This is a genomic window from Propylenella binzhouense, assembly GCF_009866965.1.
Lineage (GTDB): Bacteria > Pseudomonadota > Alphaproteobacteria > Rhizobiales > Afifellaceae > Propylenella > Propylenella binzhouense.
Genome location: NZ_SPKJ01000106.1, coordinates 1 through 12,638, shown reverse-complemented (window position 1 = coordinate 12,638; position 12,638 = coordinate 1). Strand labels below are relative to the sequence as shown.

Annotated in this window: 10 protein-coding genes and 1 pseudogene; 2 read left to right on the top strand and 9 right to left on the bottom strand. The window is 66.9% G+C overall.

The genetic code is table 11. The annotated features are described in order from the left end of the window. Together E4O86_RS19780 and E4O86_RS19775 are read left to right on the top strand one after the other, a co-directional pair. Positions 1-1,841: peptidoglycan DD-metalloendopeptidase family protein (locus tag E4O86_RS19780; RefSeq protein WP_161142277.1), on the top strand; the 1,841-nt coding region annotated here is incomplete at its 5' end. A 96-nt stretch (positions 1,842-1,937) separates the two neighbouring features. Further along, the gene (locus E4O86_RS19775) at positions 1,938-2,222 is read left to right on the top strand and encodes a hypothetical protein (protein ID WP_161142276.1); all 285 of its coding nucleotides are present in this window, start codon (positions 1,938-1,940) and stop codon (positions 2,220-2,222) included. Positions 2,223-2,361: 139 nt separating this feature from the next. Here the strand turns inward: E4O86_RS19775 and E4O86_RS19765 are convergent, their stop codons facing one another. From E4O86_RS19765 to E4O86_RS19725, 9 genes and pseudogenes are all read right to left on the bottom strand, one after another. After that, entirely contained in the window at positions 2,362-2,874 is a 513-nt protein-coding gene (locus E4O86_RS19765; protein WP_161142275.1) for a DUF2778 domain-containing protein, read from the bottom strand. A gap of 66 nt (positions 2,875-2,940) precedes the next feature. Continuing rightward, positions 2,941-5,700, bottom strand: a complete 2,760-nt coding sequence (gene tssH / locus E4O86_RS19760) for a type VI secretion system ATPase TssH (RefSeq protein WP_161142274.1) — start codon at positions 5,698-5,700, stop codon at positions 2,941-2,943. Further along, positions 5,673-6,749 (bottom strand): type VI secretion system baseplate subunit TssG, encoded by a 1,077-nt coding sequence (gene tssG, locus E4O86_RS19755; RefSeq protein ID WP_343039198.1) that lies wholly within the window; start codon positions 6,747-6,749, stop codon positions 5,673-5,675. The genes tssH and tssG overlap by 28 nt, the downstream gene beginning before the upstream one ends. Beyond that, entirely contained in the window at positions 6,746-8,698 is a 1,953-nt protein-coding gene (tssF, locus tag E4O86_RS19750) for a type VI secretion system baseplate subunit TssF (RefSeq protein WP_161142272.1), read from the bottom strand. Before tssF ends, tssG begins: the two co-directional genes overlap by 4 nt. Then, on the bottom strand, positions 8,695-9,207 hold the full coding sequence (locus tag E4O86_RS19745; RefSeq protein ID WP_161142271.1) for a GPW/gp25 family protein: 513 nt from the start codon (positions 9,205-9,207) through the stop codon (positions 8,695-8,697). Before E4O86_RS19745 ends, tssF begins: the two co-directional genes overlap by 4 nt. Positions 9,208-9,341: 134 nt before the next feature. Next, entirely contained in the window at positions 9,342-9,824 is a 483-nt protein-coding gene (locus tag E4O86_RS19740) for an Hcp family type VI secretion system effector (protein ID WP_161142270.1), read from the bottom strand. Positions 9,825-9,891: 67 nt separating this feature from the next. Beyond that, entirely contained in the window at positions 9,892-11,388 is a 1,497-nt protein-coding gene (tssC, locus tag E4O86_RS19735; protein WP_161142269.1) for a type VI secretion system contractile sheath large subunit, read from the bottom strand. Positions 11,389-11,446: 58 nt separating this feature from the next. Then, complete coding sequence (gene tssB / locus E4O86_RS19730) at positions 11,447-11,998, bottom strand: type VI secretion system contractile sheath small subunit (RefSeq protein ID WP_161142268.1); 552 nt, start codon at positions 11,996-11,998, stop codon at positions 11,447-11,449. A gap of 95 nt (positions 11,999-12,093) precedes the next feature. Further along, positions 12,094-12,638: pseudogene (locus E4O86_RS19725) on the bottom strand (hypothetical protein); the annotation flags it as partial.

Below are 12,638 nucleotides of genomic sequence, written 5' to 3'. Positions count from 1 at the left end.
CCGCCGGAGAGCCGCTGCCGTCCGAGGAGCCGGCCGGCGCCTCCGCGCTCCGGGCCGACGCGCCCGCCGACGTCGCGACCGATGCCGCCGCGCTCGGCGACGGCGCTGCGGGCTGGGGCGAGACCATCACCGAAGGCCAGGCGGAACTGCCCGCGTTCAAGCGCACCCGCATCGAGAACACGACCAGCATCGCCTTCGTGACCCCCGAGGTGGAGCGTTTCCAGCCGACCGAGGACGTCTTCGTGCGCGTCAATCACGAGCAGACGCTGGACAGCCTTCTTTCCGAGAACCGGATCGCGGCGGCCGACGCGAAAGCGGCCGGCGAATTGCTTGCCGCGCTCTTCGGGAAGGACGCGCTCCAGGCGGGCGACGTGATCGCCGTCCGGGGCAGCCGCCCCGCCGCGCACGCTGCCACGCTCTCCCTCGTGCAGGTCTCCGTCTATGCCGGCGGAAGCTATCTCGGCACGCTCGCGAGAGGTCCGGACGGCGCCTTCACCAGCGGCGCCGACCCCTGGGTCGAGGAGGATCTGTTCGATTTTGCCGGGGAAGGGGAGGCGAGCGCACCGACCCGGCAGTACCGCCTGCTCGACGGAATCTACAGCACGGCGGCGCGAAACAACGTTCCGACCGCCGTCACCGGCGAGGCGATCATGCTCCTCTCCAGGAGCCATGATCTCAGCCGCTTCGCCGACCACGCGGACCGGCTCCTGCTGGTCTATTCGGACGAGCCGCGGGACGGGACGGGCGGACGCGTCCTCTATGTCGCCGTGCACGGCTCCGGCCGGGGGATCGACTGCTACGTCTACCGCCCGAAGCCCGGTGCCGACTTCGCCTGCATGGATGAAGAGAACGACGTCGTCTCGCAGACCGTGACGAACGGCATGGTCGTGCCGGTGAACGGCGTCATGACCTCGACATTCGGCCCCCGGAAGCACCCCCTCCTGAAGACGGTCCGGCTCCACAAGGGGGTCGATTGGGCGGCCCCCTCCGGCACCCCGGTCTATGCCGCCTTCGACGGAAAGGTCGCGTTCGCAGGGCAGGGCGCCGATTACGGCAACGTGATCCGCCTCGGCCATTCCGGCGGGCGGGAAACCCGCTACGCCCATCTCGACCGCTTCGACCCGCACGTGCGCGTGGGCGGCGCGGTGCAAGCGGGCGACGTGATCGGCTATGTCGGCACGACCGGGCTTTCGACCGGTCCGCACCTCCATTTCGAGCTCTATTCAGGCGGCCAGCCGATCGATCCGCTCCAGACGGCCGTCGCTTCCGACGGCAGCGCCGCCGAGATGCTCGTTAACCAGATCGTGCGGGTTGAGAGCGGGGGCCGGCACGACGCCAAGAACCCGCTTTCGAGCGCGACGGGTCTCGGCCAGTTCATCCAGTCGACCTGGCTCAGGATGATGCGGACCTACCGGCCCGATCTCGCCCGCTCCCTCTCCGTCCCCGACCAGCTGGCGCTCCGGCTCGACCCGACGCTGTCGCGCGAGATGGTGCGCAACCTCGCGCATGAGGGCGAGGCCTATCTCAGGGCGCGCGGCCACCAGATCACGGCCGGCCGTCTCTATCTCAGCCATTTCCTCGGCATGGAGGGCGCGCATCTCGTGCTCTCGTCCGCGGCCGACACACCGCTTCTCGGCCTCCTCGGACAGGACGTGATCGCGGCCAATCCGTTCCTCGCCGGCAAGAGCGTCGGCTATGTGACGGAATGGGCCGAGCGCAAGATGCACGGCCGCCGCGGCGCGCCCGTCCCGGCCGCATCGACCCGGCGCGTGGTCCGCGCCTCGCCGGAGTTCGAGCGCTACAAGGCGGCGATCACGGAGGTGGTGAAGTCGATGAGCTGAGACATGCCGGTTATGCAGACAATGGCAGTAGCATAAACGAAAATTTACGTCTCCCCGCTACCAGAGATAGCATCGTTCAGTTCGCAGGGGAAATGCATGCCTACTTGGATAGCAGTTCTCGTTGCCATCAGCCTCGTCACGAGTTGGGGGCCGTTCGTCTATGCACGGGAGCTTGCCAGCGAGGATGGAAAAACTGCTGGCCTGAAACCCCTATGGTTCGGAGGGGTCATGAATTATTACCTGGTTGCAAGCGTGTTGAAAAAGCATTCCAAAGAGGGAGATCGCCGGGCTCGTTGGGCATACTGGGTTTACTGTCTTGGATCGGCAATTGTCCCGATTTTGATTGCCGCGTTTTTTGCTCAACAGTTCTGGTCACGCTGACTTCGGTCGAGAATGCTGATGGTTCCAAGGCAAGAGCTCATCGATCCGGTTCTGCTTTTGGCCGTTGACGATGGCAGTGAGTTCAGGCGCTCGCAGGGCCAGCGGACGAAAGCGCCGCCCGTCGCTGCCGTCCTGGCCGTCAGGCCATGTTCATCAGCCTTTCGTAGCGCGTCAGGTCCCCTATGGCGACGACGGCCAAAGTTGGCGCCGGCTTGTTCGCGTCCTCCCTCGCCTTCACGAGCTTGTAGATCAAGAGGACGTTATGGAAGTCGGTGGGAACGATGCAGCCATCGCTGCCGCGCTGGCCGCGCCCATGGATCGCGAAGCCGTCCCTGCCGCCAAGGTTTTCGCCCTTTAGCGGCACGAGGCGGATCCAGTTCTTCCGGTTCTCGTGGGTGCGCAGCTCGAAGCTGCGCATGGGGATCGCGCCGCCGGGCGTCTTGTCGCTCTTCTTGACGCCCGTGAGGTATGGGTTGTTCGCCAGCACCTGGTTGACCGCGCCCTTCGCCTTAGATCCGGCACGCCCGCCGGACACGGCCTGGGCCTCAATGTGCACCTCATCGATGCGCCCCGTCAGCCGCTGCTCGACGATGTTGAAGACGAGGTCCGTACCCGTATTCATCGCAATGAACCCTGTATTCCAACGATCCACGCTGTTCGTTCCGGTCTGGGCCGGAGTGCCTGCTCGCGTAATATTCTCCACGGGAGCGGCGGTTGCTCACCCCACCTGATACACGAACCTCCCGTCCGTCACGTCCACCTCCGCCCGGTGGACCTCCTCCTTCTCAAGCGCGCGGTTCAGGAACTGGCGCGAGAGGTCCGGCAGCAGCGTGTTGGTGACGATGTTGTCGATCATGCGCCCGCCGGAATCCGGGTCGTTGCACTGCGCGACGATGTGGTCGACCACCGCGTCGGTGTAGACCAAGGCTGCATCGTGGTTCTCGCGGATGCGGCGCCCGATGCGGTCGAGCTGGAGCCGGACGATGCCGCCGAGCATCTCGGGCGAAAGCGGGAAATAGGGGATCGTCACGATCCGGCCGAGCAGGGCAGGGGGAAAGACCTGCGTGAGGTACGGCCGGAGCGCCGCCGAGAGCTCGTCCGGAGAGGGCCGCGTGCGGCCGTCCTCCGCCATCTTCATGATGACTTCGGTGCCGACATTGGAGGTCAGGATGATGAGCGTGTTCTTGAAGTCGATCCGCCGTCCCGTCCCGTCCTCCATCTGGCCCTTGTCGAAGACCTGGAAGAACAGCTCGTGGACGTCCGGATGCGCCTTCTCCACCTCGTCGAGGAGCACGACGCTGTAGGGCTTGCGGCGCACCGCCTCGGTGAGCCGCCCGCCTTCGCCATAGCCGACATAGCCGGGCGGCGCGCCCTTCAGCAGGGAGACGGTGTGCGCCTCCTGGAATTCCGACATGTTGATGGTGATGACGTTCTGCTCGCCGCCATAGAGCGCCTCGGCGAGCGCGAGCGCCGTCTCGGTCTTGCCGACTCCGGAGGGCCCGCACAGCATGAAGACGCCGATCGGCTTGTTCGGATTGTCGAGCCGCGCCCGGTTCGTCTCGATGCGGCGCGCGATCATCGAAAGACCGTGGTCCTGTCCGATCACGCGTTTGGCGAGGAGCTCGGCGAGGTGGAGGACGGTCTCGACCTCGTCGCGCACCATGCGGCCGACCGGGATGCCGGTCCAGTCGGAGACGACCGAGGCGACCGCCTGCTCGTCGACATGGGCGTAGATCATCCGCGTCTCGGGATCGATCGCCTCGAGCGCGCCGACCCGCTCCGATAGCGTGGCGCGGATGTCAGGCGCGGGCTCCTCCGCCGCCGGAAGATCGCGGGCTGCATCCGGTTCGGCGGGGTCGGGCGAAACCGGCAGCGACGCGCCGGCAGCCTTCGCCAGCTCGACGACGGAGGCCGCGACAGGCGCCTCGCTCCGCGCCGCGGCCGCGATCTTCTCGCGCAGGGAATTGATCTCGTCGACGAGGGCGTGCTCCTTCTCGAACTCCGCCGCGAGGGCGGCAAGACGCTCCTCGGTCTCAGCGATCTCGGCCTTCAGCTCGGCGATGCGTTCCTCGTCGGCGCGGCCGATGTCGCGTTCGCGCTCCTGCGCGGCCAGCTCCTTCGCGCGCGCCTCGATGGCAGCCTGGAGGTCGGCCATGGCCGCCGGCGTCGTGCTCTGGGAGATCGCGACGCGCGCGCAGGCGGTGTCGAGCAGGCTCACCGCCTTGTCGGGCAGCTGCCGGGCGGGGATGTAGCGCGCCGAGAGCTCGACCGCCGCCACGATCGCGGCGTCGGAGATGCGGACCTTGTGGTGCTTCTCCATCGGGCCGAGAATGCCGCGCAGCATGTAGCAGCATTTGTCGATCGAGGGCTCGTCGACGTTGACCGGCTGGAAGCGGCGGGTGAGGGCGGGGTCCTTCTCGAAATACTGGCGGTATTCCGCCCAGGTGGTGGCGCCGATCGTGCGCAGCGTGCCGCGCGCGAGCGCCGGCTTCAGGAGGTTCGCGGCATCGCCCGTCCCCTGTGTGCCGCCGGCGCCGATCAGGGTATGCGCCTCGTCGATGAAGAGGATGATCGGCGTCGGCGAAGCCTGAACCTCGTCGATGACGGAGCGCAGGCGCTGCTCGAACTCGCCCTTCATGGAGGCACCGGCCTGCATGAGCCCGATATCGAGGGCGCAGAGGCGGACGCCCTTCAGCTGGGGCGGCACGTCGCCCGAGGCGAGGCGCTGGGCGAAGCCCTCGACCACGGCGGTCTTGCCGACGCCCGCCTCGCCGGTGAGGATCGGATTGTTCTGGCGCCGGCGCATCAGCACGTCGACGACCTGCCTGATCTCCTCGTCGCGGCCGACGATCGGGTCCATCTTCCCGGATGCGGCGTTGGCGGTCATGTCGATCGAGAAGCGGTCGAGCGCCGTGTTGCCGCGCGCCGACTGGGCCTCGGCTTCGCCACCCGCGGAGCCGCGGGCCGCGAGGCCCGAACCGTCCATCGGCCGGAGGCTCTCCTCGTCGGACTGCGACCAGATCCTGCCGGCCTCGGCGATCAGCCGGTCGACGTCGATCTCCCCGAGACGCCGCGACAGCTGGGTCAGGGCACGCCTGAGTTCGATCGACTTCTGGGCCGCGACCAGCATGTGGCCGGTCCGGATCTGCGTCTCGCCGAAGCAGAGCGTCGCGTAGTGCCATCCGCGGTCGAGCACGTCGGTGATCTGGTTGGAGATGCCGGGCATCTCCGTCTCGTTCTTCCGGAAGCCGTTCACCGTCTCGGTGACGTCCTTGAGGACCGTGGCCCGGTCGATGCCGTAATGATCGAGGGTGAGCGAGAGGTCCGAGCGATCGTTCGGCAGGATGTGCATGAACCAGTGGGCGAGCTCGACATTGCGGTTGCCGGCGTTCTTCGCCTGGCGGAGCGACCGCATGAAGGCGTCGTAGCCGACCCGGTTCAGCTTGCCTGTTACCGTCTCGAGGCTGATGTCGACCACGACGCTTCCCCCGTTTCCCGCTTCTGTCCCGCCGTCCGAGGCGCCGAAGCATCGTCCCTGCGCTGCATCGGATCGAAGCGGGCGTCGCTGAGACAGGTCTCGTCGCCGGGACCGACGCTCTTCGGCGCGATCCAAGACGTCCAGCCGAGTTCCCCCGACTTCCCCAATCGCACCGGCGGAGCGTCCCGAGCGGGCAGCGCCAATTCTATGTCGAATTCAAAGCGATAGCCAAGATAGAAGAAGACGAGATCGACGAGCTTCCCGGAAAGGGCGCCGGTCGGAAGAAAGTCGCGATATTGCGCAAGCCCCGAGGTCTTGATCGCGATCCTTATCTTCTCGTTGATGCTGTAGGAGCGGGCGCCCAGAAAGGTATCCTGCCCGAGCGAGGCGCCCCTCGCGCCGAGCACCATCCGATCTTCCGGCTCGAAGACCAGCCATGCGCCGATCCGCTCCTCGATCGCAACCTCGACGCCGAAGACGCCGCGGATCAGCTGGCTAAGGCGCGAGGCGCTCTTCACCTGCGGCCCGACAAGCCCGGCGAACGACACCTTGGCGATATCGTCGAGACCGTCGCGGCCGAGCCACAGATCGGATCCCAGCCCGGCGAAGGCGCCGACATAGCGGAGGAACCGGTCCTCGGATGGCCTGTCGTGCTGGGCGATCGGACGGGCGTCCGCCCAGGCCCGGAAGAAGAGCTGCAGGAAGCGGTTCGCGAAGATGTTGACGAAGCGCGCAAAGGACGGGTCGCGCTGGTTCGCCCAGGTATAGGCCTCGAGCGTCGTCGAGAGCGGCAGCGCCCCCTGCGGCCCGAAATAGCCGAGAAAGCGCGCGTCGAGGCGCGGACGCCTGCTTTCCGGCTCCGAATAGCCCGAGATGTTCGAGCCCGGAAAAGCGAGGAAGGGATCCTGCCCGAGATCGACGATCTCCTCGGCAAGCACGCTGCTCTCGCCGATGCGCGGCTTGTGCGGCGAGGAGCGCTCGAGCTCCCTCAGCACCTTCAGGACGTCGAAGAGGTGGGGCTGCGCGCGCAGCTCTCGGCGGAGGCTCACAGCAGCCTGCCCGATCCCGAGCGCGGCGGCCACCGCTTCACGATCCCGCGCTGCACCGATTCCACCACCGTCTCGGTGAAGCTGTTCAGCGAGGCGTATTCGGCGAAAAAGCGGTCGAGGACCGCTCCGAGCAGAAAGATGCCGGTGCCTTCGAACGCCCGCTCGTCGAACGTGACGGTGACCTCCATCCCCCTGGCGGCATTGAAGCCGCTCGGCTGGCGAAGGCGCCGGACGATCGGCCGGGTCCTGATGCCGCGGATGCCGCGCAGCCGCCTTTCCGAGACGCTTTCGCTGAGATCGGAGAAGAGGCCGAGCAGCTCGCGCAGTCCGCCGGCCCCGGTCTCGGCGCCACGGTCCGTCAGCCCGAAATGGCTGAGGGACAGAAGGTTGATCAGCCGCCACATGACGCTGCCAGCGCTCGCGGATTCGCGGTGCCTGCGCTCGAAATGGACGATCGATTCCCGGGGGGGCGTCGGCCCGGCCAAGCACCGCATTTTGATCGAGGTATTATCGACGAGGTTGAAATCGGCGCCGGCTTCGCCAACCGGCAGATGCTCGGTCAGGTGCCGGTTCGACGCCCAGACGCGGATGCTGAGCTCCCGCACGCGCGCCTCGTCGTCGATCCCGGCCGGTTCGTACAGCGAGAGAAAGAGCTCCGTCCCGGTATAGCTGCTCTGCTGGCCGTAGCGCCGTTCTCTCGACGTCTGCCGCCGCGGCATCCGGCGAAGCGAATAGAAGAGGGCGTCCGGCAGCCGGACCCCGCCCGAGGGGAGGCTGTAGAGCGGAAAGACGCGCACCTTCTCGGTCCTGCCCGGATAATGCGCGAAGACATCGACGACGCGATGCGCCTCGAAGTCCAGCCAGCGGCTGCGATCCGGGACGATTTGATGCTCGTGCTCGCCCCGGCTCACCGGGATCCGGCTGCAGTTCATCTGGAAGATGTTGGCCGCCGGGCAGGCATAGAGAGCGAACATCGACGGGTTCACGACCGATGCGAGGCGCCCCGCGGCGCTGTCGAATTCGAAGATGAGATCGAAGGCCGGGCTCTCGATCCCGGCGAGGGCGGCCCGAAGCCTGTTCAGGCGAAATCCGAGAAACTTCTGCGGAAAGGCGGCGAACTCGCGCAGGAGCTCGAAGCCGGAGAAGACCCGCACGTCCTCCCCGAACAACCGCTCGCCCTCGCCGAACCCGATCTGCTCCAATGCATCGAGCGGCAGCGAGCGGAACTTCGGGTCGCCGAAGGAATCGAGGTAGCGCAGCGTGATGCGCCTGCAGCTGGCGAAGAGCGCCTCGTAGAGCGCGACGGCATCGGCCATCGTGCCGACGAGGTGCACCGGGAGCGTCTCGATCCCCAGCGCGCCAACCGGCGCCCCGGGCGGCGGCACGCCCTCCCTGTCCGTCCCCGGGTCCGTGGTGCGCCGGCGGAAGGAGAGGGTGAGCCCGGCGGCGGTGCCCGCCGCAACCTCCAGACCGAGCGCCTGCAGCGGGGCCGGCGAGGCATGGTACTGCGCCGCTTCGAGGCGCAGCGGCCAGAGCGCGAGCTCGGAGGCGAGGCGATAGCGGCAGGTGATCCGCCGGTCGCGCTCGACATAGACGGCGTCGATGTAGGAACCCGTCGGAAACCGCGCTCCGGCCGCGAGGTTGGCGTCTTCGTAGGCCGGAACGGCCTGGACGAGCGCCACCGAAGGAACCGGTGCGAGATAGGAGGGGAGCAGGAGCTCCAGCAGGGCCGACGTGAACTCGGAGAACTCGCTTCTGAGCTTGAGCTGGACGCGCGCCGCCATGAAGGCGGCGCCCTCGAGCAGGCCCGCCAGGCCCGGGTCGAAATTCCCCTCGATCAGGCCGCCGAGCCGCTCCGCGACGCCGGGGAACTCGTCGGCGAACTCGCGGGCACGCTCGTAGAGGATCTTGAGCTCGCGATTATAGGCCTCGAGGAATTCCCGGTTCATGCCGGGACCGGCAGCCGCGTGAGCTGCACCTTGCCCGACCCGACGTCGATTTCGGCGACGAACTCGATCGGTATGTCGAGCGGCTTGCAGGACATCTCGGCCGAGACGTTGAAGCGTATGCGCTGGTTGACCTCGTCGAAGCTCGCCTGCCGCTCGACATGAAGGGACGCCCTGTCGAGCCGGGGCTCGTGCAGGAGCAGGGCCTGCGAGAGCGTCTCGGCGATCTCGTCGACGCCCCGCTCTTCGCTGGTGAGGTGCGCGATGTCGCGCAGGCCGAAATTCAGGATCGAGCGGCGCACGAAATCGAGCCCGGTCAGGTCGAGGGCCGAATCGAGGTCGATCGTGTTCATGAGGGCGAGCAGGTCGAGGACCAGATTCCGCTTCAGGGCAGCCTCGTCGAAGCTGCGCTTCAGCGTTCCCCGGCCGGGGATCACGCGCTCGCCGCCCACCCGCTCGTCGAGCCGCTTTCCGGCGTCGCCGGCCTCGAACGCGTCCCGGAAAGCGTACATCAGAGGAAGCTGAAAACTCGGCCTGCTCGCCTGCATCGGGATCGCAACTCTGGAACGCGACGCGACCGGTCATCCGGACCGGCATCTCCGCCGGCGCTCGAGATGCGCCGGCGGAAGCCGCGTCCGGAACGAATTCACATCTTCGAGTTCTTCGAGATGTCGAACTTGAACTTGTCGTCGGCCTTGTGGCCGCCCTTCTCGTCCTGCTGGTTGTACTTGATCTCGAAGACCTTGAAGTTCAGCGTCACGTTCTCCGTGTTCATGTCCTCGCCGCCGCTGCCGCCGGTGCTGACGCTGGTGACGATCACGTCCTCGAGCGTGATCTCGAGATAGACGAACGGACTGCCGCCGGCCTTGCGGGCCTTGAATTCGACCTTGTCGTAATGCTCGCCGGTGGCGGCCTTACCCCAGAGCTTCGGCGAGACGATGTCGATGTGCTTGGTGAACGAGAAGTCCTGAACGTGGACCTTCCCGGCCCCCTGGCCGCCGCCCATGTGAGCGCTGCCGCTCTGCGCCAGGCCCCAGGACCAGGACAGGACGTCGATCCACCCGCTGTATTCCTTGTCCTGCGACTCCCCCTTGAGCGAGCCGATCTTGATGAACATGTCCACAGCCATTCCGCACCCCCCTTACGTGGATGGACAATTTCGCTTCGGTTCTCGGCGCAGGCCGGGACGAGGCAGCCTAGCTCGCCTTCGCGGGCAATCTCGAAACGAGGCTCATCCCGATATCCATGCCTTCGAGCTGGAAATGGGGCCGCAGATAGAAGCGCGCCCCGTAATATCCCGGGTTCTCCTCGTCCGCGAAGACATCCACCCGCGCGTCGGCGAGCGGCTTTCGGGCCTTGGTCAGGGTGTCGGAATTCTGCGGGTCCGGATCGACATAATGGTTGATCCAGGACTGCAGCCAGCGCTCGAGCTCGGCGCGCTCCTTGGTCTCCCCGATCTGGTCCCGGACCATGCATTTCAGGAAGTGGCTGAAGCGGGAGACCGCGAACATGTAGGGCAGGCGGGAGGACAGGTTGTCGGAGGCGGTGGCCTCCTCCTTGTCATACTTCTTGGGGCGATAGAGCGACTGAGCGCCGATGAAGGCCGCCTTGTCGGTGTTCTTGCGATGGATGAGGGGCAGCAGCCCCGATTTCGAAAGCTCCGCCTCGCGCCGATCCGTGATGGCGATTTCGGTCGGGCATTTCAGATCGATGCTTCCGTCGTCGGTCGGGAAGGTGTGGGTCGGCAGGTTGATGACCTCGCCGCCCGACTGGACGCCGCGGATCCGGACGGTCCAGCCATATTCCTTGAAGGCGCGGTTGATGTTCGCCGCCATCGCGTAGCTGGCGTTCATCCAGGCGTACTTCTCGCCGGTATGGCCGTCGGTCGCCTCCTCGAAGGCGAATTCCTCGACCGGCAGGGACTTCGCCCCGTAGGGCTCGCGCGCGAGCACGCGCGGCATGCAGAGGCCGACGTAGCGGGAGTTCTCCGAATCGCGCAGCGACTTCCAGGCGGCGTAGTCGGGCGTGTCGAAGATCTTGCCGAGATCCCGCGGGTTCATCAGCTCGGTCCAGCTGTCCATGCCCATCAGGCCCGGCGCCGCGCCGGCGATGAAAGGGCAGTGGGCCGCGGCGGCCACCTTGCCGAGATCCCTGAGGAGCCGGACGTCGGGAGCCGAATGGTCGAAATAATAATCGCCGATCAGGCAGCCGAAGGGCTCGCCGCCGAGCTGGCCGAACTCCGCCTCGTAGAGCTTCTTGAACAGCGGGCTCTGGTCCCACTTCGCGTCCGGATACTGCCGGAGGTCGCGATAAAGCTCCATCTTGGAGACATTCATCACGCGCAGCTTGAGGCTCGTGTCCGTCTCGGAATTGTAGACGAGGTAGTGCAGGCCGCGCCAGGCGCTCTCGATCTTCTGGAATTCCGGGTGGTGCAGGATCTCGTTCATCTGCACCGAGAGCTTCTCGTCGAGGCGGGCGATCATCTCGTCGATCGTGTCGAGGACGTCCTCCTTGATGAGCGTCGTATCGGCGAGCGCCTGCCTCACCAGCGTCGTGACGGCGTTTTCCACTTCCGTCGCGGCACGTTCGCTGCGCGGCTTGAAACTCTGCTTCAGGAGGGAGGAGAACTCGTCGACTTCCTGTACGGCAGCCGGGGCCTGACCCAACTGTTCCTGCTGTGCTTCAACCGCCATGACGTCCCCCAGAGCCGGACCGGGCGCTGCCGTCCGGACGCGCCGGACGGCGCACCGCTCAGGTCCCGTGTTCCTCGCCGGCCGCCGCGGCCGGCGCACTGTCGGAGGCGAGGGAGGCTTCGCGCCTGTCCTGCAGCGCCTTCATCAGGTCGGGGCTCGCGAGGAGCCGCCGCAGCTGATCCTCGGCCGCCGCTTTCCCGTCCATGTATCTCTGGAGGTTCGCGAGCTGTTCGCGCGCCTCCAGCAGAGCGCGCAGCGCCGGCACCTGGCGCGCGACGGCCGCCGGACTGAAATCGTCCATCTTCCGGAACGTCAGGCTGACGCCCATCTGCTCGCCGCCGTCCCCGAGCCGGTTGGCGGCGCGGAAGGCGATGCCGGGTTCGACACTCTCCATGTAATCGTCGAAATTATCCATATCGACGCTGGCGAACTTGCGCTCCGCCATCGGCGGCTTGGCGACTTGCGAGGCATTGCCGGAGAGATCGGCGAGAACCCCCATGACGAACGGGAGTTCGACCATCTTGTTCGCGTCGTAGGGGTCTTCATACGAAATCTGCACGCGCGGCGGGCGATTTCGCTTTATGAATTTTTGGCCGCTATCGGAGGACATTGCGCGCTCCCTCACCCAGTATCCATCAAGACAGACCGCCGGGGCTTTGTCAAACTGCGGCTCCCGGCGCCGAATTGGCCGGCCGGAATGCTTCGTCAGTTGCCACGGACGAGATCCTTTACAATTGAGAGGAAGTCGAGGTCGCCGTAGGATTGTGCCTTTCTGAGCAGCATCGGGATCGGGCTGGAGGGCTCCGCCCGACGGAAATAGCTCTCGACTCCCGCCATCAAGGCGTGCGCCTCTGCCCGCGTGGCGGCGGAGAGGCCGGGCTCCGCGTCCGCCGCGTCGGGCCCGGCCTCGCCGCCCCAGGCCGCGCCCGGCTCGCCCGCCGCATGGTCGGTGATGTCGCGCATGCGGGCGAGGTCGATCTCGAAGCGCAGATCCCCGTCGAGGCGGATCGTCGCCTGCTCGGCGGAGCGGGGTAGAAGCTCCTGCAGCGCCGTGACGAGGGGCTTGCCGATCAGCATGCGCGCCTGGTGGACGAGGACGAGGGCGGGCGCCGACGGCTCGGCCGCCGCGAAGTAGCGCTCGGCGGCGAGGAGCGCCCTGCGGGCGGCGGCGGGGGAGGCGATTGCGGGCTGCGCCCCGGCGGTGGCGACCGCGCCGCTGCTCGCGTCAGCCTCCGCGCCGGTCGGCTGCG